Genomic DNA, 25,094 nt, shown 5'->3' on the forward strand with positions numbered 1-25,094 from the left:
GAACAGCACGTCTTACAGCACCCAGATGAGGCGTTACGCCGCATCGGGTGTGCTGCGTGAATCAGAAGTTAAAATGTCAATTTGGATGTATATAGCAGCTCGTTCGGCATTATGTCACTAGTAGAAAACCCTCAAAAGAGAATTTATATTCCCCTTTTGAGGGTTAATTCAATGATATTTTACTTCAATCCTATTCTTACTTCACCGTCATGAAATATCTCAATGACATATCCTGAAGATGGTGAAAATATCCATGTATCAAAACTTACAGCAGTAACATCATCTATAACTTCAAATACTTTATTTAACTCAGATTGAATTATAGGTAATGTCCCTTCATCCCAAATTACATATATAACGTTGCTGTATTCATCAATGTTTTGGTTCAAAAAGGAGATGATCTCATCAACTGTATTCACTTTAGCATGATAAGTCACTTTCTCCCATTCAATACGCCCCCACTCAGTAAATGGAAAAGAATTCTCAAAATCTCTTAGTACTTGCTCTCTCTCACTATCAGATAAGACGTGTACATTCTCACCTAGTGCCTCAATACACTCATCAAATAAACTCATTCAAATTCCCCCTTACCTATTCAAATGTTTTAATAAAGATTTAAAGGTGCTTTCGTTACCCTCAAATGGAATAACGATTTTTCGAGCATTAGCCCCTTTACCATTGCGAAAATCTTCAATGTTTATATGTATACCCTTATTTGGGTCATAATCTAATCTCCATCTTACTTTTCCGTCAGCAGACTGCCTACCAATTACTTTACCATATCCAGCACTTGACTTAAGAGTTCCTATATATGGCTTTGAATTTGGTCCTAAATCTCCAACTAGGTCTAGTGCTTTATTTCTAGCCTGTTCATATGTCTTGACTTTATCTAATACTTGTTCCCCTTTACCAATACCCTTAATAATACTCACAGCCTGATCTAATTTTTTCGGATCAATATCAAATGCTTTCTTAATGGCATTTGTTACTTTTGCAATGCTCTTTAGATCACCTAGTCCCGGAATAAAACCAACTAACGCTTCGGCCACATCTTTTGCATCGGATTTCGGATTGCTTAACACTTGATACAAGCAATAAGCATCTTTGATCGTACCTACCATCGGAACGAAGTCGGTGACCACTTCGATTAGTTCCTTTGTTGCGGACCATCCTTTGTCACTTTTGTTTTTTGAAGCCGTGTATACGTCCTGTGACAGACTATGGACGACGACAGTACGAACGTCTTTGTCCATATTATACAAAGATAGTCGAATTTGTCGAGTGAGCGCTTCTTCTTTTGCTTTCTTTACATCATTTGATTTTTGTGATTGCTGAGACGCTTCTTGAACTTCTTTACTCATTTGCACCGTGTCTGTTTCGAATGATTTGACCGCAGACTGGAGCGCATTTTTAATGCTCTTTACAGGGTTATAGAGCGCGGTTTCTGTTTGATTTCCTAAATTTCTTGAAGCTTCCCTTTTGATAAAATCAATAGGTTTATAAACTGTATTTCCAATCGTGTTTCTTACTGGATTGATCGCTAATTCGTATGCCTTCCGTGCTTCTTGACTAATATGTACGGTGTCTTTTGGAATGGATGGTTTGCTCGATTTAGCTGAGCTATTTTGTGGATGGTTGACTTTTTCTGTCTTTGTCGCCGTACTTGTCACATGAGTATTCACTGTCCTTGAATAACTACTGCGTGTCATCGCAGCACTGGCTGATTTTGAAAACGGCATGACTCTCCCCTCTTTTTACATATTTGCTCGTTTCTTTCGCATTCATTGTAAATAATCAAACATTTTTTTCGATATTTTTCATTCGACATTTTTCTTTTTCAATCGACATTCCAAAATTATGAACAAGAGGAGAAAATCGTATGTCGAGCGTTTTGTACGCTCCGATATGAGTCTTTGTGAGGAGCTGGCCTGCATCATCGGCCAGCTCTTTTTTACTCCGCGCTTCGTTTCGGAATCGGAAACGAGGCAAAATCAAATGCAATAGCCACGTTCGGGAAAATCGCTTTTGCTTCTTCTAGCAGTTGGTCACACATCTCCCCTTGATAACGGGAACTCATATGTGTCAAAATGAGTTGCTTCACTTCCGCTCGTTTCGCTACTTCCGCTGCTTGGGTCGTCGTCGAATGATAGTAATCATGCGCTAAATGTGCTTCTTTGGCACGAAATGTTGCCTCATGGACAAGGACGTCAGCTTGTCTATGATGTGAATATTGATAGACAAGGAGGTGAATCGCATGTTGACGGTACAACAAGCTGTATTTACAGTTGAGAGCTTAATCAGCAAAGTCCAACAACAAAAACAGCTCATTCATCAACTCGTTCAAGAAAATGAACATTTGCGTCACGAAATCAAACAGCTGCGCAAAGAAAATGAACAACTGAAGTATCGCGTTCAAGAGCTGGAAGCACGCACGAAAAAAACAGCTCCAATAGCCATTTGCCCCCATCTTCTGACCGTTTTCACACCCATTCTTCTCGCAAGCCATCTGGCAACAAGCCAGGCGGACAAGAAGGACATCAAGGAACGACGCTCCGTCAAGTGGAACGTCCACATCATCGCATCGTTCATCGTGTGCATACGTGTCAAGGATGTGGGGCTTCTTTGCGCGAAGTCAAACCGTTCAAAGTCGATGTCCGTCAAGTGTTCGATCTCCCTCCCGTGACGATCGAGGTGACACAACATGAACGTGAAGTGAAATCCTGTCCACATTGCCGATGTGTTCAACAAGCGGAGTTTCCACCACATGTCACGAATCATGTGCAATACGGTCCACGTCTCACGGCGCTCGTTGTTTATTTGCATCATATCCAATTGATCCCTTACAAACGTTTGAGTGATACGATCGAAGCATTATATCAACACTCAATCAGTACGGGAACTCTTGCCAATATGGTGAAACGAGGACGCGAAGCGCTAGAATCGAATATGGACATCATCGAAGACGCCTTACTTGAATCCAACATCCTGCATGTCGATGAAACGAGTTTGCGCATCAAAGGGAAACTCGCATGGGTGCATGTCGCGTGTACATCAAAATACACGTACTTGGCTCCTCACGTTTCTCGTGGAAAGAAAGCGACCGATGACATCGGGATTCTTCCGCGATATCAAGGGACGATGATGCACGATGGGTTCGGTACGTATCCAAAATACACGCAAGCCACACATGCCCTTTGTCATGCCCATCATTTGCGTGAATTGAAGGGTTTCATCGAACAAGGACATACATGGGCATCGCGCATGACGACGTTTCTGTTAGCTGCCAAGCAAGCCGTTGAAGCCCACCACGGTGCACTTTCCGAAAAAGAAGCGAAACGATGGGAACGAGTGTATGATCGCATCCTTATGAAAGCACAGCACCGATTGGAAACGATGACGCCTCTTCCGAAAAAAGCACTCGCTTTTATTCGACGGCTTCAGAAACGAAAGGAAGAAGCGCTGCGTTTCTTACGTGAAGTGCACGTTCCCTTTGACAATAACCAAGCCGAACGCGATCTGCGCATGGTCAAAGTGAAAGAGAACATTTCGGGTACGTTTCGCGAAGAAACATTCGCCCAGTCGTTTTGCATCACAAGAAGCATCGTTTCCACACTGACGAAACACGAAAAAAACGTGTGGGACTCGTTATGTCTTCTGTTGACGGGCGACACGCTCGATCGTGTTCTTTCTACCACTTAGGGCATTTTCCATCACGAGGATGCCCGATTTGTGCTGGGCTTTTTTATACACTAGCACTGGGGTGAATAGTTACTATTTGCTTTATAATCTTGTCCAACAACAGAATTTTCTACTTTACTCTTGCTGTTATTCGTTTTGTTAGCACTTGCCAAAGACTTATCACCAGACAACATAGGAAGAGTAGTGGCATAAGTAACGTAAGACGCTGCACTAACACTTCCTACAACTATTAAACTTAAAACAATCAAAGTGGACGCAACACTTCTTTTTATCCGCATACCCTCACCTCCTTCCATAATAAACAATTCATTACAATTTTAGAATAAAAAAAAAGTCAATTAATTTTTTAGGAATTTTTGGTTCATCATCACAACATATACTTGACAAATGGTGCACTTTTCTAAACAAGCATATGCAAGAATATTAGTTTGCTTGTTTTCTCTTGGAGGCATGAGTGGGGAGTATGATGAAAAAAGTCTAATATAAATTTTAGTGCAGAACCAATATTTTTATAAAATCGCCAATAGTACACCCCCTAGAGCCTCTTGCCCTAGGGGGAATTCGTTTATTTCGGTATGGAAAATGCCTTCTTTATCGATGCGTTCGTATGTGTGCGCACCGAAGTAGTCGCGTTGAGCTTGGATAAGGTTCGCTGGCAATGTGTCCATTCGATAGCTACTGTACGATGAGGTACTTATGCATCATGGTTTATTTAAATGTCCTCCATATTTGTACAATGGATAAAAAAACACCAATAATTAACCAAAACAAAGGAAGAAACATTGAAATCGAATCAACAGGTTCTCGAAAAATAAATATATGCGGCCACGGCATAAACGTTCCTTGTGTCGCCACTTCCATAAACGTATACATCGCTATGATCGCAAGCGCAACATCTAAACTTCGAACAGCACTTAAAACAGCAAGTCCCACAATTTGATAAAAGATAAATAACATCATTAGATGAATAATTAAGGGAACCGTGAAAAATTGCGTACCATTAAGCCATACTGTTAAGCCAACAAGAAGGAAAACGAACGTTCCATGCAACGCTGCATAACGGATGATATCGATAAAAAACACTTTGCGATAGTAAGGCAATAACGTTTCTGTTGCTCCTTCTTCGTAAAGGCTGTTGTATAAAAACACGATATGCCAACCGGCAATCGGCACAGCAATACCTTGGACAACGATATATGGCATAAATGGATCATTGGAGCGGGCAGCAAAAGACAACATGAGCAACATGCACAGCACGTATATGACAAAAGGAAAACTATATAAATAACCTAATAACTTGGCATCAAACTTAAATAAATGAATAAGCTTATTCATAAAGATCCGCCTCTTTTAAAAGAGCTAAATACCCATCCATTAGCCGTGGACTCACCCGCTGACCGACAGGATGATCCGATAATACGCGGACAACAACGTGTGATGGCTCTTCGCTCATTTGGACTACTTCCTTTGTCGCCATGACTTCATCAAGTTCTTCAAACGACACATGAATTTCATATGTGCAGTGTTCTGCTTTTTTCTTTAATTCCTCTGGCGTCCCTTCAAATAAAACTCTCCCTTTGTCAATAATGCCAATTTTCGTGCAAAGAAACTCAATATCCTCAACAATGTGTGAAGAAATAATAACCGTATGACGTTTTCCAAGCTGTTTCAATAAATTGCGAAAACGTACACGCTCGCGAATATCTAGCCCCGCTGTCGGCTCGTCAAAAATGAGCACAGACGGCTTGCGTAATAAAAGTTGGGCAATGCCGACACGCCGGCGCATACCACCAGACAGTTCCCGCATTTTTTTATTGATATGTTCAGATAAATTCACTTGTTCGACAACGTTCTTAATTTTACTTTGGCACGACGCTGGATGCTCCCCTTGAAGAATTGCAATATGCTCGAGCACTTCATACACCTTTAACTCTGGATAAATCATAAAATCTTGCGGCAAATACCCGATATGATCCGTTCGCTTCACACGATTGCGTGTACTAATCACCTCTTCTCCAAGATACACGCACCCAGCGTCAAACTCTAGCAACCCCGCTAATATTTTCATTAGCGTTGTCTTCCCAGCACCGTTCGGTCCTAATAATCCGTAAATTCCCGAAATCGAAAGCGTCACATCCGATAAAATATGTTTCTTTTTGATGACTTTGGTCAGTTCTTCAATGTAAATCTCCAATGGTCCCCGACTCCTTTACTAATTGTAACACTTGTTCCCATGTCCATGTCTCATCCATTTTTTCATACCATGTTCGTAAAAATTGTTGCTTTTGTTCTAAGCTGAGTGGTTGAAAACTTTTGTAAATGGATTCAATCTGTTTCTGCACGGACAGCGGCTGTGCCACGAATAGATAGCTTTTTGATACCCATTCGATCGCGGACAACTCGTTTTTTTGCATCAGCCACCGGATAGCCAACGAAATCCACTCGTGATACATGATCAACGAACCTTTCGGAGGCACGGAAAGAAAAAGCATTTCTTCATAAAAATTTCGATCTAAGATGTATTGATCGATAGCATATAAATCATTAGTGTTATAAATAAGATGATCATCTGTCATAAACGAAGACAGTCCAAAACTAGAAAATACAATTCTTTTTGGAAGTCTTGAAACATCAGTCTGTGCAAGTTGCCGCACGTCTTGAAACGCCTTTTCCAACTGCGGTACCACCGTTGAAACCCTCTCTCCCATATCTGGCCAGTCGGCCGGATATGTAATCTGATAGCCTTTATAAACAAGTTGGTTGCCTTGCCCCTTGATCAGCGTGACCGCCTGCGCCTTACCGTAGTAAACCTCTCCACGCTTCGGCAAATTGCAAAATAGCACATCACCATCCACTTTCAACGTAAAAGCATGTTTTTCTTTTGGAAAAAATCGATCCGTGAATGTATCCAAAGTCAATCGATAATTAGTTCCAATAATTTTAAATTCATATACTGTCAGCATTTGTGACTCCCTTTTTTTCGGATACCACGCTTTATCAGCAAGAAGAACCGTCCGTCCATTCGTATAAGGGATAAGACTCGTATCCACGATGTCATAGCGAAAAATGAGGGAAGACGTGCGTTCAGGCAAGTAAACTGTCACGATATCTCCATTTCTTGTGAATTCTACCTGTTGGCGATTAGATTTAATCCATTTTATTGGATAAGCATGGTACAATTGAAACGTCGGCTTAGTCGTCTCCATACGGGAGAACTTTATATGCACGGTAGCCTGTTTTTCGTTCAATGAAATGGCGTACGACTCGATATCATACCGCAAGTCTGTTTTTACATCCTCGTTCATCTTTCGATAGTCATCGATCTCCATTGTTTGATCGGCTCGAGTAAACGCTTTTGTATTTGATTGCACAGCTCCATAAGCTGACGCTACAACAAAAAGCGGCAACACTAGAAGCACTTTTACGACGGCATTCCGCTCGCTCTTTGTGAGCACCCAACGAAGCGACAACATGAAAATGATGCCGAAAAAAACGAGAAACCATGTGAAAAGTTTTAGTTCATTACCACGATCAACCTCAAAACCAATATAAGAGTCATATATATGTTGAATAGCATGCTTACCTATAAAAAGAAGAGATTTCCAGTCATTCGCATGAACCTTTATAAAGAAATGAATAAATAGTTCCGTCGTCATCGGTCCAGTTGTAATCCATATAATCAGTATCGCAAAAAAACTAATCTTTTTCGTTCCAAATAACATCGCCACAGCCAAGCCGTACATACTGCTAAGCACAAGCGGGCCGAACATATAAACGACAAGAAATCGAAACAAGGACAAATAAATATTGGAAGGCTCAATACCTACAAAAAAATAAACAATGGCAAAAATGAGATAAGAAAAAACTACCATAACTCCTTGGTACAACACATGAGCCGCAAACATTGAGCTCATTTTTTCCCACATAATCCGATACCCATCTGTAAAAAATGACTGAACGCCATAAAGAAGCTCCTTTGAATGAAGAAGATAGAAAAAAACAATGTAAAAGATCGATATCATTTGTACAAGCATAAAAACTTCATGTGGCAATTGTCCATACGCTTCCATATCATACGGATCTGAAAAGAACAAAATGAGTCTAACAATCAACAAAACAAAAAATAAGATGCTAGCACTGGCGTATAACTTACTTTTGAACATGTGTTTTAAATAAAATACAAAAAGAAATTTCCATCTCATGATTGCTCACCAACTTTCTTTGAAGAGCGTATGATAATTTTGGATATAGAACAAGTAAAATCAGGGAAGTGCCGTCATACACATCCCTGATATTTATAGCGCTCATAACCAACCTTGACTACTTAACTGTAATAGTCACACTTCCTCTTGATCCAACTGTTTGGCCGACAATTTGACCGTAATATTTATCTCCTGCCGTTTGCGTAAAAATGCGGTTTTCTGTTTGTCCTGGATTTAGCCAGTTCGTAGAAGCTACAATGCTATCAGGCCACCAATCAATAGACTTATAAGCATATCCTCTAGTTTGCGTATTTGCTCCATTATTTATCGCATAAATTGTTCCTGTACCATTTGTAGTTGCTTTAATAATGGATGTGTCTTTATAAGTACTTGAACCATCTAAAGAGGCAGTTGCAGATTCTGCAACTGCCGCACTAGCAGTTGCAATTACTGCTGCTGCAAGCGATAAAGAAATCCATTTTGATTTCCACTTGTTTTTTCGATTTACTAACATGCATTTTTCCTCCTTTAGTTTTAAATTTTGTCATTCGATCTTTTTCTTCAGCAAGACATTTAAACTCATCAAATCCCTACAGAATGCATAATGTCATCGACCAGCATTCTTATCCCCCCTTTCAAAGCAAATGATTTTATGCGATCGATCGATTTGATAAATAGGATTAGAAAACTTTAAAAATACGTTTTCGATTCGATTCGTAAAAATGAGATAATGTACATCCGAAAAATCCTCTTTTAGAAAGTGATAAAAATGGTTTAAATCCTCAAAATCGAAATATTTCGTCGGCTGATCAAAAATAAATATGATACGTTTTAATGCTTGTCCAAGAGAAATGAGATAAATTAGCCGTTGAAATGCTGTTAACGAATCCATTGTCGCATCGGGTGGTATACAATACTTTTCGCACAATTCAGATTTCCGAAATGAGCGATTCAACAGCTTATGCATTTCACGTAAACGATAATTCCTCCACAACTGATTGTAGTTTTCCGGTATGACAAAAAATACGTTTTTACTCGATTTTTCCTTTCTCGTTACAACATTTTCATCTAAATGTATTTCGCCTTCATCTAAAGGATGAAAGCCAGCAAACGTTCTCGCCATAATATCCGTATGAATATGATTCCTTGCCACAATAATTGATTGAGACGGAAGCTTACAATGGCAACTATGCAAAATGATTTGGCGGTTATATGTGATAGTAACGTTTTTTAATTCTAGCATCAGTCTGTTCTCTCCATTTCTTTTGCCATTTGAATAAGCACCTTTTCTTTCTCTTCCATCGCCAGTTTCATATAGTGATTCCATGATTCCAAACTGATAGAAGATTTCCCCACTATCGTTTTTAAAGATCCACTTGATGGAATACGTAGTTTTTCCATTAAATACTGACCGACAAAGATGCTTATCTGTTCATTTTCAAACAGTCTGTATGGGATCAAAAAGGCGGCTAATTCCTGGACATATGCTGTTACCGATTTGTCATTAACGTCAAGAAAAGGATCGACGTAGAACGTATAGCTTCCGTTAGTAACTGTGCTGTCATATAGCAAGAGATTTGTTGTACTTAAGCTTTTGGGAATAATAACAACAGTTTTAATTTCATTCATACAATAATCTGTATTTTTAAGATTAGTAAATAACTCACAAAGCTCACTACGAATCGAAACAAGTTGATTCTTCAATTCTCTATAATTCTTCGTTTTCGTCAAAAATGGTTCATAAACGATTAACTTCGTATTTTCAATTTCCATTTGTTTGTAGGGACCTCTTATAATGGATAGACAATCTAAATGATCTCCATGCCAACTATACTTTTCTTTTCCCTCAATTACCTTTATGTGTTTACATTTTTTCGTTTCGACATTAGTATGAAAAGTTCCAGATGAGTCTATCGTATAAATATTCGAATGAGTTGACTGTGGATACCAATTTGCCTCGAACGGCAGTAAAACAATGTTCGATGTTAGCGGATAAAAGCTAGAACCGAAAGTATGTTTATAATAGATGATCATGGAATGAACACCACTCGTTTCGACTTCAACAATGCTTCCTTGTTGATTAAAAGATAAATTTTTTCCTCCGCTTTTTATGTGGTCGATTTCGAATTGCTCGTTCATCGAAAAACGCACAAAAGGAGCTTTTTTGTCTAAAGTGAGCTCAACTTTAATTGGATATCGAGATTCAGGTTCGACCTCGATTCCCGTTATTCTCCAATTGCTTGTCATACTTTTATTGTGATGAGTTTTATATTTTATATGTTGATAAAGTTTGTAGTCATTTGCGAGTAAAATATCATCTAGCTGAAATTTCGTTTGAGTATGATAGATTGTAAATGTGACAGAAATAATCAACATTACACTTATAGCTAATCCAAATGCTGTACGTTTCATTTTCATAAATACAATGCAAATCATGATCGAACAAACAACATATACCAACTGAATCCATACATTTTCTTTTAGAAAGGTCAGACTAAATAAAGGATCAATATAAGGAAAGCGATTTTCAATAAACACTTGAAACGGGCTATATTCAAGGGAAAATAGTGTCATAATCCATAGAAGAAATACACTGAGGAGCAACATTGATTTTTTGTGAGAATAGTATGCATCAATCATGCTGATAAATAATCCGATGATCCATGCCCATATGAATGGGAGAACAAAACAAATCCAGTACAACCGAAAAAGAAACTTAAAAAGATCCCAACCTGCCGAATAGTTTACAACAATCGCACTTGCTACAACTCCTGCAATCAGTATTTGTAATATGAAAAAACATGTGAATAGAATAGTTATTTGATTAGCGATGATCTTTTTCGGTTTTTGTATGATATTATTCATCAAAATCCAATCAACCGGAGTTGAGGTCATAATCAAAAAATGTAGGCGAAAACTTGCCAACAGCCAGACAACAACTCCAATAGGAAGCAAATATTTCTTGTACAAAATAAACTCAGCTGGATTTATTGTATACGGGTTTATACAATAAAAAACGAGAATACCCAAATAAATAGAAATCAAGGCAACATCTAATTTCATATTTGCTATCATTCGGAATAGTACAGAACACCATTTCATCCATACATAATCCTTTCTCATATTGTACTTATCATTCAAAATAAGCCGCTTCTATACTACAAACTACAAAGACTAACTTCGCAAAATATATACATTCAAACTGTAATAGGCAATTAATATACATCCACGTACATTATAAAAAAAAAAAAGATATGTCAATTATTTACTTAGAAATTTTATAATATTTTAACAAAATTACCATAGTATAACCCCCTAGAGCCATTTCTAGGGGGTGTTCGTTTATTTCAACCATTCGGTATGGAAGATGCCTTCTTTGTCGATGCGTTCGTACGTATGCGCACCGAAGTAGTCGCGCTGGGCTTGAATAAGGTTTGCTGGCAATGTTTCCATTCGGTAGCTGTCATAGTAGGCTAAGGCGCTTGCAAACGCTGGTGTTGGAATGCCGCGCATCGCTGCCGTTGCGACGATTTCGCGGAGCGATTGTTGATAGTTTTCGACGATTTCTTTAAAGTATGGATCGAGCAATAAGTTTGGTAGCGCTGGATCGCGATCGTACGCTTCTTTAATTTTTTGTAAAAATTGCGCACGAATAATGCAGCCACCGCGGAAAATCATCGCGATATTGCCGTATTGTAAATTCCAATTGTATTCTTCCGATGCTGCTTTCATTTGCGCAAAGCCTTGGGCGTACGAGCAAATTTTGCTCATGTAAAGCGCGCGACGAACGGCTTCGATGAAATGCGCACGGTCGCCTTCGTACGGTTTCACTGCTGGACCAGCTAATAGCTTGCTTGCTTTCACACGCTCTTCTTTCATTGCAGAAATAAAGCGAGCGAATACCGATTCCGTAATAATTGGAAGCGGAACACCTAAATCGAGCGCGTTTTGGCTCGTCCATTTTCCTGTTCCTTTTTGCCCTGCTTTGTCTAAAATGACATCGACAAGCGGCTTGCCTGTTTCTTCATCGATTTTTGTAAAAATGTCTGCTGTAATTTCGATTAAATAGCTATCTAATTCCCCTTTATTCCACTCGGCAAATACTTCATGAAGCTCTTGGGCGTTTAAGCCGAGCACATGTTTTAATAAAAAGTATGCTTCGGCAATTAATTGCATATCGCCATATTCAATGCCGTTATGCACCATTTTTACGTAATGGCCCGCACCGTCTGGACCGATATACGTCGTGCACGGCTCGCCGTCCACTTTTGCCGCAATCGCTTCAAAAATCGGGCGAACGAGTTCATGTGCTTCTTTTTGTCCACCTGGCATAATCGAAGGCCCTTTTAACGCTCCTTCTTCTCCACCAGAGACGCCTGTGCCGATGAAATGAATGCCAAGTTCCGCAAGTTCTTTATTGCGGCGTTGTGTATCTTTAAAATACGTATTGCCGCCGTCGATGACGATATCGCCTTTTTCTAAATACGGCTTTAATTGCTCAATCGTTGCATCTGTTGCGGCGCCTGCTTTCACCATTAATAAAATTTTGCGCGGCTTCTCAAGCGCGTTAACAAACTCTTCGATGCTGTATGTACCGACAACATTTTTCCCTTCCGCTTCTTGTAAAAACTCGTCTGTTTTTTCACGCGAACGGTTATATACGGCGACGGAATAACCACGGCTTTCAATGTTGAGCGCCAAGTTTTTTCCCATGACCGCTAAACCGATTACACCAATTTGTTGTTTCGCCATAGCAAATGTTCCTTTCTATTTTTGTTTGTTCAAAAAAGAACATACCATAATCGTCTTTTCTCGTTCAAGTGTTCTGTTTCTCATTCCTCATATGTTCTTTAATCGTGCTTGCTCCTTCTAAATTGTCAAACAATATTGTCGGATCAATGACAGTAATGAGCCGATCAGGTAAATTCGCAATGCCAATAAAGTATGGCGTCTGTTGATAGGCAAGCATATTCACTTGCTTCATCATATGTGATGGAATATCAATAATTTCCTTTGCATCGTCTACGATAAATGCTACGTGTAAATCGCCCGTATGCACAACGACAAGCCGCGTTTTCTCTGCTTCCGTATACGGACGGCGATATAAAATTTGTGACGTATCAAGCACGGGAACAAGCTCACCGCGAATGCGAACAACACCAAGCATATACGAAGGCATGCTTGGAATGAGCGTCGGATGGCTCATCTTTTCGATGGAAACAACATGTTCAACCGGAATGGCGTATTGTTCGTTCGCAAGTTGAAAAACGACGACTTTATTCATCGTTTCACCCCCTCGCAGCCACTTCCTCAATAATCGCGATGACCATTTCAGTTGCTTTGACAAGTTCTTCAATTGGCATTCGTTCATTTGTCGTATGGATCTCTTCATAACCGATCGCTAAGTTTACAGTTGGAATGCCAAATCCAGCAATGACGTTGGCATCGCTACCGCCACCGCTACGCAACAGCTCGTGCGGACGACCAATTTTTTCGGCTGCTCGTTTTGCGATTTCAACAACATGATCGCCGTCGCCAAATTTAAATCCTGGATACATCACTTCCACGTGAACATCTGCACGACCACCCATTTCTTCCGCTACTCGTTCAAACGCTTCTTTCATTTTCGCGACTTGCGCTTCCATTTTTTCTGGAACGAGCGAACGCGCCTCTGCTAAAATGTCCACGCGATCGCAAACGATATTTGTTTGTGTTCCACCTTCAAAACGGCCGATGTTTGCGGTCGTTTCTTCATCGATGCGCCCAAGCGGCATTTGCGCAATCGCTTTGGCGGCGATTGTAATTGCCGATACGCCACGCTCTGGTGCAACACCCGCATGAGCCGTCTTTCCGTGAACGGTCACTTTCAACTTTGCTTGTGTCGGAGCAGCAACGATAATTTGTCCAACTTTTCCATCGCTATCTAGTGCATATCCAAATTTCGCTTGAATGAGCGACGGATCAAGCGCCTTCGCCCCAACGAGCCCGGACTCTTCTCCAACAGTAATAATAAATTGAATTGTGCCGTGCGCAATTTGTTTTTCTTTTAATACTCGGATCGCTTCAAACATCGCAGCAAGTCCTGCTTTATCGTCCGCTCCTAAAATCGTCGTACCATCTGTTACAATATATCCATCTTGAATGGACGGTTTTACCCCTTTTCCTGGCACAACGGTATCCATATGAGATGTAAAGTAAATCGGATCAACTCCTTCTTTTGTCGCTGGCAATGTGCAAATTAAATTTCCTGCTCCATGCCCTGTTTGCGCAGTCGTATCATCTTCAATGACGTGCAAACCGAGCGCTTCAAACTTCGCTTTCAACACATCCGCAATGTCGCGCTCATATTTCGTCTCTGAATCAATTTGCACAAGCTCTAAAAATTCTTCGACTAAACGCTGTTCGTTTACCATCTCGCATCCTCCTATGTATGTACTCATCTTTAAGTATAACGAATTTTCCTTCATATGGCGATGAACACATGCACATAATTTTTTTCTTCCGCTTCACACATTTGTCACAATTTCGTTATATCATTCACATTGAACTTCATTTCATAGTAAAACAGGAGGTTTTTATGAATTCATTATCAAACAAAGATTTATACAAGGCTATATGGCGTTGGCACTTTTATGCCGGAATTATTTTCGCACCTTTTTTAATTATTCTTTCCATCACCGGAGCTATCTACTTATTTAAACCACAAATTGAATCGTTTTTATACAAAGACTACTATTATATTGAAGAAGGGGAACATGAGTTGGCACCGAGTACCCTCATTGAAAAAGTTACAAATACGTATGAACATGCTACAGTCGTCAGCTATCGGCCAAGCGATGCTCCACACCGTTCGACTGAAGTTGGCGTCGTTTTAGATGGTGAAACATATATCGTTTTTGTTAACCCATATACCGGCGATATTCTTGGTAAAATCGCAAAAGAAGACAAACTCATGAATATCATTGTCAAGCTGCATGGTGAATTAATGGTAGGAACAATTGGCGACAGAATTGTTGAACTTGCTGCATGCTGGGCTGTCATTTTATTAATAACAGGATTATATTTATGGTGGCCAAGAAATCGTTCTTTATATGGCATTGTGAAAATTCGCTTTAATGAAGGAAAGCGCGTCATGTGGAAAGACATTCATTCCGTGATTGCCATTTGGCTGTCAGTCTTTATTTTATTACTTATTTTCACTGGTTTACCTTGGGCTGGGTTTATGGGCGATAAAATTAATCGTATTGCCACGGCAACACACACCGGCTACCCCCCTGGCTTATGGGACGGTCAAATTCCAGAATCCGTTATTCCAACGAAATCAGTAGCAGACGTGCCATGGGCGGCGGAAAACATGCCTGTACCTGAATCGAATCAAAACGGAACAATGACCATTCCAGTTGAATCAGTTATTCAAATTGCAAAAGAGCGACATGTTCATCAAGGTTTTTCCATTTACTTCCCTGAAGGAGAAAAAGGAGTGTATACCGTTTCGGTCTTTCCAAACTTGCCGCAAGATCAAGCTACATTGCATATTGATCAATATAGCGGCAAAGTGTTAGCCGATTTGCGCTTTAAAGATTATGGTTGGCTAGCTAAAGTAATCGAAATTGGTATTGCCCTTCACGAAGGTCGATATTTCGGCTTATTTAATCAAATGATCGGCCTTATCACTTGCCTCGGTCTCATATTCATTTCGTATAGCGGTGTTGTGATGTGGTGGAAGCGACGCCCAAAAGGATCGTTAGGTGTCCCATCTGCTCCACAAAACAAAAAAGCGATGCAAATCGTCACACTCATCATTATCATATTAGGGCTTATGATGCCTTTAGTCGCTCTTTCATTGGCCATCGCTTTTGTTCTCGATTGGATTGTTATTCGTCGCATTCCAAAATTACAAACATGGTTCTCATAAGAAAAAGCGAGCAGTACATGTACTGTTCGCTTTTTCATTGAACAATTTATAACGGAATATTCCCATGTTTCTTTTTTGGACGCTCTTCCTGCTTATGACGAAGCATATCGAGCGCTTGAATGAGCTTGATTCTCGTGTCGCGCGGATCGATGACGTCGTCAACCATGCCGTATTTTGCTGCGACATATGGATTCGCGAACTTGTCGCGGTATTCTTCAATTTTTTGCGCTCTCGTTTCTTCTGGATGTGGACTGTTTTCAATTTCACTGGCGAAAATAATGTTTGCTGCCCCTTGTGGTCCCATAACGGCAATTTCTGCATTCGGCCATGCGTATACAACATCCGCTCCGATCGATTTGCTGTTTAATGCGACGTACGCTCCACCATATGCTTTCCGTAAAATGACCGTAATTTTCGGCACGGTCGCTTCAGAGTAGGCATATAAAATTTTTGCCCCGTGGCGAATAATGCCGCCATGCTCTTGTTTGACTCCTGGGAAAAAGCCCGTCACATCTTCAAATGTAATAATCGGAATATTAAACGAGTCGCAAAAGCGAATAAAGCGCGCCGCTTTATCCGATGAGTCAATATCTAGTCCTCCCGCCATAAACTTCGGCTGGTTGCATACAAGTCCGACAACTTCCCCTTTTATGCGGGCAAAACCGATAACAATATTTTTCGCGAAATCTTTTTGTACTTCCATAAACGATCCTTCGTCAACCACTTGCCACACGACGTTTCGCACATCGTATGGACGCACCGCATCAACGGGAATAGCATCCGCTAAATCGGGACGGTAATCGCTTTCCTTTTGTACAGGTGCAACAGGCGGCTTTTCTTGACAATTTTGTGGAAGATAGCTTAACAGTCGTCGTACTTGCGCAAGCACTTCTTCTTCTGTCGCTCCTGAAAAGTGAGCATTTCCGCTAATCATATTATGAACGCGCGCACCACCTAAATCTTCTGCACTAATCTTTTCTCCAGTCACCGTTTCGATCACTTTCGGTCCAGTAATAAACATTTGGCTCGTTTTCTCGACCATAAATACAAAATCGGTAATGGCTGGTGAATAGACAGCCCCCCCTGCACAAGGACCCATGATAACCGAAATTTGCGGAACAACACCAGAATAAATGGCGTTACGGTAAAAAATATGACCGTAGCCATCAAGCGACAACACACCCTCTTGAATGCGCGCACCACCAGAATCATTTAATCCGATGATCGGAGCTCCTGTTTTCGCAGCTAAATCCATAATATTCGCAATTTTTTTCGCATGCATCTCTCCAAGCGCCCCACCGAATACGGTGAAGTCTTGCGAAAAGACAAATACTGTTCGACCATCGATTTTACCGTATCCTGTGACAACTCCGTCACCTGGACCTTTTTTCCCCGCTAATCCAAAATCGGTGCAACGATGTTCAATAAATGGGTTTAACTCGACGAACGTTCCTTCATCTAATAAAAGGTCAATGCGCTCCCTCGCTGTTAACTTCCCTTTCTCATGTTGTTTAGCAATTTTATCGTCGCCACCACCTAACTCAATTTCACGGCGACGGTCATATAGTTCGTTAATTTTATCGTACATATCCATTATTGCCCACCGCCTCTTTCACAAAGCTCATATAACACGCCGAGCGCTGATTTCGGATGCATAAAAGCGATCAGTGCACCGCCCGCACCACGCTTTGGTTGCTCATGAATCATACGAATGCCGTTATTTTTTAACTCCTGAATGCGCAGTTCAATATCATCTACGCCGAGCGCGACATGATGAATACCTTCACCTCTTTTTTCAATAAAAGAAGCAATTGGACTATGTTCAGAAAGCGGCTCAAGCAGTTCAAGCTTGACATCGCCGACTTTTAAAAACGCTACCCGAACTTGTTCTGATTCGACTGTTTCAATGCCAACGCACGATAAGCCGAGCGTATCCGTATAAAACGGAAGCGCCTCGTCTAACGATTTGACCGCAATACCAATATGATCGACTTTTTTTACTTCCATAAATCCCCAACCCCTTTGTTGTTCTCGGTTGCAAACCATCTATGTATTTCGACATCTTTTTTCTTTTTTCCTTCTTTTTTTGCATTTTTCCTGCTTGTTTGCCGAACAGCATGTTTGTACAATAGGAAGCAAGAGGTGAAGAACATGCATTCAAAAAAAGTGCAAAAAATTGTTGTTTATTTAATGCTCGGCTCGATGCTTTTGACTTCTTTGCTCGCTGGACTAAGCATGTGGATATAGAACAAGCTGACCGCATTCGGCCAGCTTGTTCTATTTGAGCGCTCCGTACTTTTTTCCGAGCTGTTGGAACGATTCAGTTGTTTTTACAATCGCTACTTTCGTTCCTAGTGGCACGTTCGGATATAACGCCTCGACATCGCGATTGTGCATACGTACACATCCTTCTGTTATATAACGTCCAATTGATTCAGGTCGATTCGTTCCATGAACCCCATACGTTCGTCCATCCGTCCCGCGCGCATCAAATCCAATCCAGCGCGTGCCAAGAGGGTTATTCGGTGCACCCCCCGGAATGTTTTTTTTCCGATAGTAAGGGTTCACCGCCTTTACCGTAACCGTAAATAATCCTTCTGGTGTGAGCGCATTCGTTTTTCCTGTGGCAACACGATATATACGTTCAATTTTCCCATTGCGAATAAAAGCAAGTTGGTTCGTTTGTTTGTTAACAATAATCATCGGATCGCCAACGCGCGGATTGTCTCCAAGCGGCCAAAGCGGTGAAACAAAAAGAAAAAAAGCAAACAAAAGCGGCATAATCTCACCCTTTTTCAATTATTGTGCATCAAAAAAGGGAGATCATACCGCTATAACTGACTTTTAATGATTAGATATTGCTCCATCTCTTTCACAAAATGCAAAAGAGCAGCTCGTTCTTCAAATTCTTCGCGTGTTTTTGGCAAAGGCATTTGTTGAAACTGCTTTTTCATCTCTTCAAGCCGTCGAATAAAATGATCGGCTGTATTTCCTGGATGAATCGCATCGCTTAATTCGTCGATAAAATCGGCAATCATATTGCGTTGTTCGACCGTATACGTCATTGAACTAATGAGCGGTAACATGCGCTCAATAATTTCAAATTGCCGTTCACGCATACGAAAATATCGATAATAATAATCTTCATTTCGTAAAAAATGGTTTTCAATGTTTTGTAACGCAAGCGCCTTTGCTTGCTTTAACGTATCGCTCGCTAACGCAATTTCTTTTCCGTCCCATAAACTTTCGTTCGTACGTAAATAATGAACAATTTCTTTAAAAATAATGCGAAATAAATCTTCTACAATACGTTGATACTCTTTTAAATCTTTTTCAACGCTCGGCATGTACATATTGACAAGTAAAGCGATGCCGATTCCAATAATCATTAACATCACTTCATTATATACGAGATGCCACGTCATCGTTTTTGCCATATATACGTGCAAAATAATAACCGCACTTGTTGCAATCCCTTCGGTCACTTTCAATGAAACGGTCGTCGGAATAAAAAACAACAACAATAACCCAATCGAGAGCGGATGATAATGAAGCCCTTCAAAAAAGAGAAATGAAAACAATAAGCCGACCAAACCAGCAACAAACCGAGCGCGCGCCGTTTGTAACGACTTTTTTTTCGTCACTTGAATACAAAGTAACGTAATAATTCCAGCAGAAGTAAAATTTTCAAGATGTAACCATTGAGCAATTGCAATAGCACTCGCCGTTCCAATCGCTGTTTTTACTGTCCGATAACCAATTTTTAACACAATTATCACACTCCGCCCCCATTATAACACATTCCAATATAAAAGGTGCCCATAATGGACACCTTTTACGTCTGCTCATATAAACGAATTAATTGCTGAGCGGCCATCGTGACCGGTTGTTTTCCTTCCATCACATCTCGTTCAATCGTCGGCAACTGTTGCTGTACAGCCGGATGCTGAAAAAAGCGGATATGCAAATAATCTTTAATCATCGCGTGCAACCAATCTTTCATCTGTTCTCTTCTTCTTTCTTCAAATACGCCAGATTGTTTTGTTGTTTGGACAAACCGTTCGATTACTTCCCAAATTTGTTCAATTCCTTCTCCGTAGAGAGAAGAACATGTATATGCTTTCGTCTCCCAACCTTTCGTCGCATGACGTAAGTAATGTAAAATTTGATTATATTCTTCTTTCGCAAGCTCGGCCTTCTTTTTATTATCCCCATCTGCTTTATTAATGACGATCGCATCGACGAGCTCCATCATTCCTTTTTTCATTCCTTGCAGTTCGTCACCGGCGCCCGTTAAGGCGAGTAATAAGAAGAAATCAACCATGCCGCGTACTGCCACTTCGCTTTGACCAACACCAACCGTTTCAACAAGAATAATATCATATCCTGCTGCTTCACAAAGCAATATCGTCTCACGCGTTTTTCGATGTACGCCACCGAGCGTGCCACCCGATGGCGATGGGCGAATAAACGCACGCGGATGGCGAGCTAAATTTTCCATGCGCGTTTTATCGCCAAGAATGCTTCCACCTGTAACAGAACTACTCGGATCAACAGCTAACACAGCCACACGATGCCCTTTGTCGCATAAAAATTGCCCAAACGCTTCAATAAACGTACTTTTTCCCGCTCCCGGTACACCGGTAATGCCGATGCGAATGGAACGCCCCACATAGGGGAGGAGCTCATGCAATATGCGTTGAGCCTTTTCTGTATGTTTTGCCGCATTGCTTTCAATGAGCGTAATCGCTTGCGCTAAAATGGTACGTTCGTTATTTAATATCCCAGCGACGTATTCCTCAACTGAACGTTCTTTTCTTTTCACCCACCGTCTTTCTTTTGATGCATAAACACCGTCGCTTCCTTTGACGTATGATGTGGCAAACATATTTCCTTCATCAGCCCATTCTGGCCGAGATGTTCGCTCATCGTTCATTCGCTCACTTCCTCATAACCGAGTCGACGATAAATTTCATGCAATACTTTTTGTGCTGCGACCGGGATAATTGTACCTGGTCCGAAAATGGCAGCCGCTCCATGTTCATATAAAAATTCATAGTCTTGCGGTGGAATAACCCCACCAACAACGACGATAATATCTTCCCGACCTAATTTTCGCAACTCTTCAACAAGCTGTGGCAATAACGTTTTATGTCCAGCAGCAAGCGAGCTAATTCCAACGACGTGCACATCGTTTTCAACCGCTTGTCGCGCTGTCTCTTCTGGCGTTTGAAAGAGCGGGCCGATATCGACATCAAACCCTAAATCAGCAAATGCCGTGGCAATGACTTTTGCTCCACGGTCGTGCCCATCTTGCCCCATTTTTGCGATTAAAATGCGCGGTCTTCTTCCTTCTAGCTCATAAAATTCATCCGTCATTTTTTTCACGCGCGCAATTTCTTCTTCGTTCGTAAACTCGGCGCTATATACCCCGCTAACAGAACGAATGACCGCTTTATGCCTACCTGCTACTTTTTCAATCGCATACGAAATTTCACCCAACGTCGCACGAGCACGAGCGGCTTCTACCGCCAATTCTAATAAGTTTCCTTCGCCTGTTTCCGTCGCTTTTGTAATGGCATCTAATGCCTGTTGTACGCGCTCTTCATCCCGAGAAGCACGCAACTGTTTTAATTTTTCAATTTGTCGCTCCCTAACGGCGGTATTATCGACTTCTAAAATGTCAATTGGTACTTCTTTTTCTGGACGATATTTGTTCACGCCAATAATCGTTTCCGCTCCAGAATCAATTTTCGCCTGTCGTCTTGCCGCTGCTTCTTCAATGCGCATTTTTGGCAATCCTGTTTCAATCGCTTTCGCCATACCACCGAGATTTTCGATTTCCTCAATATGCTTCCACGCTCGCTCCATTAGCTCGTTCGTCAACGTTTCAACATAATATGAGCCTGCCCACGGGTCAATGACGCGGCAAATGCCCGTTTCTTCTTGCAAATAAAGCTGCGTATTGCGAGCGATTCGCGCAGAAAAATCAGTCGGTAACGCAATCGCTTCATCCAGCGCGTTCGTATGGAGCGACTGCGTATGCCCCATCGCTGCTGCATGCGCTTCAATGAGCGTGCGGACAACGTTGTTAAACGGATCTTGTTCGGTTAAACTCCAGCCCGATGTTTGGGAATGTGTTCGCAACGCCAACGACTTCGGATTTTTCGGGTGAAATGTTTTCATCATTTTCGCCCAAATCACGCGCGCAGCGCGCATTTTCGCTACTTCCATAAAATAGTTCATGCCGATTGCCCAGAAAAACGATAAGCGCGGCGCGAACGAGTCGATGTCAATACCTGCTTTTAAGCCGGTACGTACATACTCAAGCCCATCGGCAAGCGTATAGGCAAGCTCAATATCCGCCGGTGCACCCGCTTCCTGCATATGATAGCCGGAAATGCTAATGCTATTGAATTTTGGCATATATTTTGCAGTATAGGCGAAAATGTCAGCGATAATGCGCATCGACGTTTCTGGCGGATAAATGTACGTATTGCGCACCATATATTCTTTTAAAATGTCGTTTTGGATCGTGCCGGACAGTTTGTCTCGCGTCACTCCTTGCTCTTCGGCGGTGACAATGTAAAACGCCATGATCGGGAGCACGGCCCCGTTCATCGTCATCGATACGGACATTTGGTCAAGCGGAATGCCATCGAATAAAATTTTCATATCAAGCACTGAATCGATGGCGACCCCTGCTTTACCAACATCACCGACGACGCGCGGATGATCAGAATCATAACCACGGTGAGTAGCAAGGTCAAACGCAACCGATAGCCCTTTTTGCCCCATCGCTAAATTGCGACGGTAAAAAGCGTTGCTTTCTTCGGCTGTGGAAAAACCTGCGTATTGGCGAATCGTCCAAGGACGAACAACGTACATCGTCGGGTACGGTCCGCGCAAATATGGCGGAATGCCTGGCATATAATCGAGAAAATCAAATCCTTCGATATCTTTTTTTGTATATAGCGGTTTAATCGCAATTTGTTCATTTGTTTGGAAGAAGAGGTCATCAATACATGTTTTCAGCTTTTCTTCGATAGCCTGTTTCCATTGTTGTTCACTCACCGTATCGCCTGTTCGGTGGAAAGAAATATTGGTAAAATCAACTTTCCGCTCCATCTAAAGCCACCCCCATGTCCTTCATAAACGTCACAAGCGTTTCGTAGCAATTAGAACCGATATGAATAAATCCGTCCACCCCTGCTTCTATAAAAGCAGTTTCGATTTCCGGCGATTGTTTTCCAGCGACGTAGACGTTTCGTGGCGGATTCACGACCTTTAATGCTTTCGCGATCGCTGGGACCGCTTCCAGATAGCTTTCGTCCGTTCCACAAATGATGTAGTGTGTTCCGCTTGCTTCTAACGATTCTTTTATCGCCTCGTCAATCGACATATAGCCGTCATTTTTTACGACAGCAAATCCACCTGCTTCAAAAAAGCCGGTCATAAAATCAGCGCGCGCCTTATGATGGGCGATAGCACCGAGATTGATGAGATGAACGGTCGGACGCTTTCCGTGCGTTTCTAAATGCCGCTCCGCTGCTTGACGCAGCTGCTCAAACGGCTCGGATAGCCGCCATTGGCGAACTGGGGAAATGGCAATCGACGGACCAGTCATGGTGAGCGCAGCATCGATTCCTCGAGCGGTCGCTCGACGATGAACGAAAGCAATGGCGCTATCTACCCAATTTCCGCTTTGTTCCATCGTTTCGCCATCATACGATTCATCTTTTGACGGCGATACGGATTGGATATTCGGTTTTGGCTCTGCTAAATTGGCGTAGACGTTTGTGCCGATGATTCGTTCTTTGCGCACCTTGACGTTTTGCTCGCGGAGTTTCGCGATTTTTTCGATTTCTGCTTGCACCACTCCCGCTTCCAGCGCTTTTGTCATGCCGCCTTTCGCTTCGATTTGTTGAAATAGCTTCCATGCAGCTTCTGCGATCTGTTCCGTTAACGTTTCAACGTAATACGAACCACCAGCCGGGTCGATGACCTTCCCGATGTGCGCTTCTTCTCGTAAAATCAATTGTGTATTACGGGCAATTCTTCGGGAAAACTCATTCGCTGGTCGAATCGCTTCGTCAAACGGGGAAACGTGTAAACTATTTGCACCACCGACAATCGCGGCAAACGCTTCTGCTGATGCCCGAAGCATGTTCACATATGGGTCATACACCGTTTTCGTGAAATACGACGTTCGCGCATGAAGCGACATTTTTTGTGCTCGTTCGCTACCACCAAACGCTTGAACAATATTCGACCACATCGCACGAGCCGCGCGTAGTTTTGCAATTTCCATAAAAAAGTCGGCGCCAATCGCAAACGAAAAACTCATTCGTTCGGCCACCTCATCGACCGTCAACCCACGCTTTAAACATTCGTTCATATATTCAACAGCGGTCGCAACCGAAAACGCTAACTCTTGCACCGCATTCGCCCCACCGTGATGATACGGCTCTCCGTGAACGATGATCGTCTTTATATGAGGCATTTGTTCTTTCGTCCATTTCGTCACATCCGCCATCACGTCATACAGCGTCGAAAGCGACGTAGGAAGTTCCCCTTTTATCGCTAATGCCGCAAGCGGGTCCATACCGATTGTTCCGCGCAATGAATCGAACGAAAGTTGTTGTTTATGAAAATAAGCGACAAACAGAGCCAAAGCTGACAACGAACATGCCCCTGCATCGAGACGAATCGAATAATCGGAAAGCGAAATGCCAGAAAACATCGTTTCGATATCCTCTAGCGACGTGATCGAAAATCCGAGCTCGTCTAAAATAAGATGAATTTCTGTCTGTCCTCTTGCAATATCGTATGTTGCGATTTCGTTCCATTCCTTAGGATTTTTGGCAGAAATGGCTTGACTGACTGCCCATGTTTTTTTCATATACCCATCTGGCTCCGTCCCTCGCACATAGCCAGGGAACCCCGGATATTGCTCAGGAGTTGCCTCTATATCGCTTCGTACATAGATCGGTTTTACTTGCAGTTGTTCATACGTTGTTGTCACTAACTTTTCAAATGTTTTTCCTTTAAGCGATGTTTCTGCTTCCTGTTTCCACTCGTCATATGTCGGAATAGGAAACGAGACGTTTTTCATCGTTAAAAAATCCGCCATTACAATCCCTCCCCTTTGAAGACCTTTAAAGCGCTTTCTTTTTAATTTTTGAAACATTCATATTTATTGTAGTATATATAGACAGCTTGGGCAACGAACAATTGTAATTAATGGATAATATAATGAAAGAGGGGTCCTAAGTGGA

At 41.7% G+C, this 25,094-nt stretch carries 21 protein-coding genes and 3 pseudogenes; 3 read left to right on the forward strand and 21 right to left on the reverse strand.

Going from position 1 to position 25,094, the window contains the following annotated elements; all coding sequences use genetic code 11:
- Window positions 1-179: 179 nt before the first annotated feature.
- The 3 genes and pseudogenes from HNR43_RS11420 to HNR43_RS11430 form a co-directional block, all read right to left on the reverse strand.
- Window positions 180-575, reverse strand: coding sequence for a CDI toxin immunity protein (locus HNR43_RS11420; protein WP_153127507.1), 396 nt, complete (start codon window positions 573-575; stop codon window positions 180-182).
- A gap of 12 nt (window positions 576-587) precedes the next feature.
- A complete protein-coding gene (locus HNR43_RS14355; protein WP_425486539.1) occupies window positions 588-1,739 on the reverse strand; it encodes a hypothetical protein in 1,152 nt (383 codons plus the stop codon).
- 212 nt (window positions 1,740-1,951) lie between these two features.
- A pseudogene (locus tag HNR43_RS11430) lies at window positions 1,952-2,218 on the reverse strand (ribonuclease Z); the annotation flags it as partial.
- Window positions 2,219-2,254: 36 nt separating this feature from the next.
- Between HNR43_RS11430 and tnpC the strand changes: the two are divergent.
- Window positions 2,255-3,699: pseudogene (gene tnpC, locus HNR43_RS11435) on the forward strand (IS66 family transposase).
- Window positions 3,700-3,749: 50 nt separating this feature from the next.
- Here tnpC and HNR43_RS11440 read toward each other — a convergent pair.
- From HNR43_RS11440 to HNR43_RS11490, 11 genes and pseudogenes are all read right to left on the reverse strand, one after another.
- Complete coding sequence (locus HNR43_RS11440; RefSeq protein WP_183244008.1) at window positions 3,750-3,977, reverse strand: hypothetical protein; 228 nt, start codon at window positions 3,975-3,977, stop codon at window positions 3,750-3,752.
- A gap of 231 nt (window positions 3,978-4,208) precedes the next feature.
- A pseudogene (locus tag HNR43_RS11445) lies at window positions 4,209-4,382 on the reverse strand (hypothetical protein); the annotation flags it as partial.
- Window positions 4,383-4,407: 25 nt separating this feature from the next.
- On the reverse strand, window positions 4,408-5,034 hold the full coding sequence (locus tag HNR43_RS11450) for a hypothetical protein (RefSeq protein ID WP_183244012.1): 627 nt from the start codon (window positions 5,032-5,034) through the stop codon (window positions 4,408-4,410).
- Complete coding sequence (locus HNR43_RS11455; protein WP_183244014.1) at window positions 5,027-5,893, reverse strand: ABC transporter ATP-binding protein; 867 nt, start codon at window positions 5,891-5,893, stop codon at window positions 5,027-5,029. Before HNR43_RS11455 ends, HNR43_RS11450 begins: the two co-directional genes overlap by 8 nt.
- Entirely contained in the window at window positions 5,877-7,901 is a 2,025-nt protein-coding gene (locus tag HNR43_RS11460) for an ABC transporter permease (RefSeq protein WP_183244016.1), read from the reverse strand. The genes HNR43_RS11455 and HNR43_RS11460 overlap by 17 nt, the downstream gene beginning before the upstream one ends.
- A gap of 118 nt (window positions 7,902-8,019) precedes the next feature.
- Window positions 8,020-8,415: a hypothetical protein gene (locus HNR43_RS11465; RefSeq protein ID WP_183244018.1), complete on the reverse strand. Its 396-nt coding sequence runs from the start codon at window positions 8,413-8,415 to the stop codon at window positions 8,020-8,022.
- Window positions 8,416-8,508: 93 nt separating this feature from the next.
- Window positions 8,509-9,144 (reverse strand): P-loop NTPase family protein, encoded by a 636-nt coding sequence (locus tag HNR43_RS11470; protein WP_171335175.1) that lies wholly within the window; start codon window positions 9,142-9,144, stop codon window positions 8,509-8,511.
- Window positions 9,144-11,003: an SLC5/6 family protein gene (locus HNR43_RS11475; RefSeq protein ID WP_183244020.1), complete on the reverse strand. Its 1,860-nt coding sequence runs from the start codon at window positions 11,001-11,003 to the stop codon at window positions 9,144-9,146. The genes HNR43_RS11470 and HNR43_RS11475 overlap by 1 nt, the downstream gene beginning before the upstream one ends.
- A 240-nt stretch (window positions 11,004-11,243) precedes the next feature.
- Window positions 11,244-12,653, reverse strand: a complete 1,410-nt coding sequence (gene gndA / locus HNR43_RS11480; protein WP_171335177.1) for an NADP-dependent phosphogluconate dehydrogenase — start codon at window positions 12,651-12,653, stop codon at window positions 11,244-11,246.
- Window positions 12,654-12,717: 64 nt separating this feature from the next.
- Window positions 12,718-13,185 carry a chemotaxis protein CheW gene (locus HNR43_RS11485; protein ID WP_183244022.1) on the reverse strand — a complete coding sequence of 156 codons (468 nt, stop codon included), beginning with the start codon at window positions 13,183-13,185 and terminating at the stop codon, window positions 12,718-12,720.
- Between the two features lie 4 nt (window positions 13,186-13,189).
- The gene (locus HNR43_RS11490; protein WP_183244024.1) at window positions 13,190-14,314 is read right to left on the reverse strand and encodes a M20/M25/M40 family metallo-hydrolase; all 1,125 of its coding nucleotides are present in this window, start codon (window positions 14,312-14,314) and stop codon (window positions 13,190-13,192) included.
- A gap of 164 nt (window positions 14,315-14,478) precedes the next feature.
- Here HNR43_RS11490 and HNR43_RS11495 point away from each other — a divergent pair, with 164 nt between their 5' ends.
- Complete coding sequence (locus tag HNR43_RS11495; RefSeq protein WP_246346316.1) at window positions 14,479-15,816, forward strand: PepSY-associated TM helix domain-containing protein; 1,338 nt, start codon at window positions 14,479-14,481, stop codon at window positions 15,814-15,816.
- Window positions 15,817-15,862: 46 nt separating this feature from the next.
- On the opposite strand, the gene HNR43_RS11500 is transcribed toward HNR43_RS11495, so the two are convergent.
- Window positions 15,863-17,413, reverse strand: a complete 1,551-nt coding sequence (locus tag HNR43_RS11500) for a carboxyl transferase domain-containing protein (RefSeq protein ID WP_183244096.1) — start codon at window positions 17,411-17,413, stop codon at window positions 15,863-15,865.
- The gene (gene mce, locus HNR43_RS11505) at window positions 17,410-17,823 is read right to left on the reverse strand and encodes a methylmalonyl-CoA epimerase (protein WP_183244026.1); all 414 of its coding nucleotides are present in this window, start codon (window positions 17,821-17,823) and stop codon (window positions 17,410-17,412) included. Before mce ends, HNR43_RS11500 begins: the two co-directional genes overlap by 4 nt.
- A 144-nt stretch (window positions 17,824-17,967) precedes the next feature.
- On the opposite strand from mce, the gene prli42 reads away from it, so the two are divergent.
- The gene (gene prli42 / locus HNR43_RS11510) at window positions 17,968-18,063 is read left to right on the forward strand and encodes a stressosome-associated protein Prli42 (RefSeq protein WP_009373849.1); all 96 of its coding nucleotides are present in this window, start codon (window positions 17,968-17,970) and stop codon (window positions 18,061-18,063) included.
- Between the two features lie 30 nt (window positions 18,064-18,093).
- On the opposite strand, the gene HNR43_RS11515 is transcribed toward prli42, so the two are convergent.
- From HNR43_RS11515 to HNR43_RS11535, 5 genes are all read right to left on the reverse strand, one after another.
- Window positions 18,094-18,597: a L,D-transpeptidase gene (locus tag HNR43_RS11515; protein WP_183244028.1), complete on the reverse strand. Its 504-nt coding sequence runs from the start codon at window positions 18,595-18,597 to the stop codon at window positions 18,094-18,096.
- A gap of 50 nt (window positions 18,598-18,647) precedes the next feature.
- On the reverse strand, window positions 18,648-19,586 hold the full coding sequence (locus HNR43_RS11520) for an aromatic acid exporter family protein (protein ID WP_183244097.1): 939 nt from the start codon (window positions 19,584-19,586) through the stop codon (window positions 18,648-18,650).
- A gap of 65 nt (window positions 19,587-19,651) precedes the next feature.
- Entirely contained in the window at window positions 19,652-20,752 is a 1,101-nt protein-coding gene (meaB, locus tag HNR43_RS11525; protein WP_183244030.1) for a methylmalonyl Co-A mutase-associated GTPase MeaB, read from the reverse strand.
- The gene (gene scpA / locus HNR43_RS11530) at window positions 20,749-22,944 is read right to left on the reverse strand and encodes a methylmalonyl-CoA mutase (RefSeq protein ID WP_183244032.1); all 2,196 of its coding nucleotides are present in this window, start codon (window positions 22,942-22,944) and stop codon (window positions 20,749-20,751) included. Before scpA ends, meaB begins: the two co-directional genes overlap by 4 nt.
- On the reverse strand, window positions 22,928-24,949 hold the full coding sequence (locus HNR43_RS11535; protein WP_183244034.1) for a methylmalonyl-CoA mutase family protein: 2,022 nt from the start codon (window positions 24,947-24,949) through the stop codon (window positions 22,928-22,930). The genes scpA and HNR43_RS11535 overlap by 17 nt, the downstream gene beginning before the upstream one ends.
- Window positions 24,950-25,094 lie beyond the last annotated feature (145 nt).

The sequence above is a fragment of the Anoxybacillus mongoliensis genome (assembly GCF_014201515.1).
Taxonomy (GTDB): domain Bacteria; phylum Bacillota; class Bacilli; order Bacillales; family Anoxybacillaceae; genus Anoxybacillus; species Anoxybacillus mongoliensis.

What these genes read in the sequence shown, in the direction of transcription:
- HNR43_RS11420 (WP_153127507.1), bottom strand. Translation starts at nt 575, where the DNA reads ATGAGTTTATTTGATGAGTGTATTGAGGCACTAGGTGAGAATGTACAC.
- HNR43_RS14355 (WP_425486539.1), bottom strand. Translation starts at nt 1,739, where the DNA reads ATGCCGTTTTCAAAATCAGCCAGTGCTGCGATGACACGCAGTAGTTAT.
- HNR43_RS11440 (WP_183244008.1), bottom strand. Translation starts at nt 3,977, where the DNA reads ATGCGGATAAAAAGAAGTGTTGCGTCCACTTTGATTGTTTTAAGTTTA.
- HNR43_RS11450 (WP_183244012.1), bottom strand. Translation starts at nt 5,034, where the DNA reads ATGAATAAGCTTATTCATTTATTTAAGTTTGATGCCAAGTTATTAGGT.
- HNR43_RS11460 (WP_183244016.1), bottom strand. Translation starts at nt 7,901, where the DNA reads ATGAGATGGAAATTTCTTTTTGTATTTTATTTAAAACACATGTTCAAA.
- HNR43_RS11465 (WP_183244018.1), bottom strand. Translation starts at nt 8,415, where the DNA reads ATGTTAGTAAATCGAAAAAACAAGTGGAAATCAAAATGGATTTCTTTA.
- HNR43_RS11470 (WP_171335175.1), bottom strand. Translation starts at nt 9,144, where the DNA reads ATGCTAGAATTAAAAAACGTTACTATCACATATAACCGCCAAATCATT.
- HNR43_RS11475 (WP_183244020.1), bottom strand. Translation starts at nt 11,003, where the DNA reads ATGAAATGGTGTTCTGTACTATTCCGAATGATAGCAAATATGAAATTA.
- gndA (WP_171335177.1), bottom strand. Translation starts at nt 12,653, where the DNA reads ATGGCGAAACAACAAATTGGTGTAATCGGTTTAGCGGTCATGGGAAAA.
- HNR43_RS11485 (WP_183244022.1), bottom strand. Translation starts at nt 13,185, where the DNA reads ATGAATAAAGTCGTCGTTTTTCAACTTGCGAACGAACAATACGCCATT.
- HNR43_RS11490 (WP_183244024.1), bottom strand. Translation starts at nt 14,314, where the DNA reads ATGGTAAACGAACAGCGTTTAGTCGAAGAATTTTTAGAGCTTGTGCAA.
- HNR43_RS11495 (WP_246346316.1), top strand. Translation starts at nt 14,479, where the DNA reads ATGAATTCATTATCAAACAAAGATTTATACAAGGCTATATGGCGTTGG.
- mce (WP_183244026.1), bottom strand. Translation starts at nt 17,823, where the DNA reads ATGGAAGTAAAAAAAGTCGATCATATTGGTATTGCGGTCAAATCGTTA.
- prli42 (WP_009373849.1), top strand. Translation starts at nt 17,968, where the DNA reads ATGCATTCAAAAAAAGTGCAAAAAATTGTTGTTTATTTAATGCTCGGC.
- HNR43_RS11515 (WP_183244028.1), bottom strand. Translation starts at nt 18,597, where the DNA reads ATGCCGCTTTTGTTTGCTTTTTTTCTTTTTGTTTCACCGCTTTGGCCG.
- meaB (WP_183244030.1), bottom strand. Translation starts at nt 20,752, where the DNA reads ATGAACGATGAGCGAACATCTCGGCCAGAATGGGCTGATGAAGGAAAT.
- scpA (WP_183244032.1), bottom strand. Translation starts at nt 22,944, where the DNA reads ATGGAGCGGAAAGTTGATTTTACCAATATTTCTTTCCACCGAACAGGC.
- HNR43_RS11535 (WP_183244034.1), bottom strand. Translation starts at nt 24,949, where the DNA reads ATGGCGGATTTTTTAACGATGAAAAACGTCTCGTTTCCTATTCCGACA.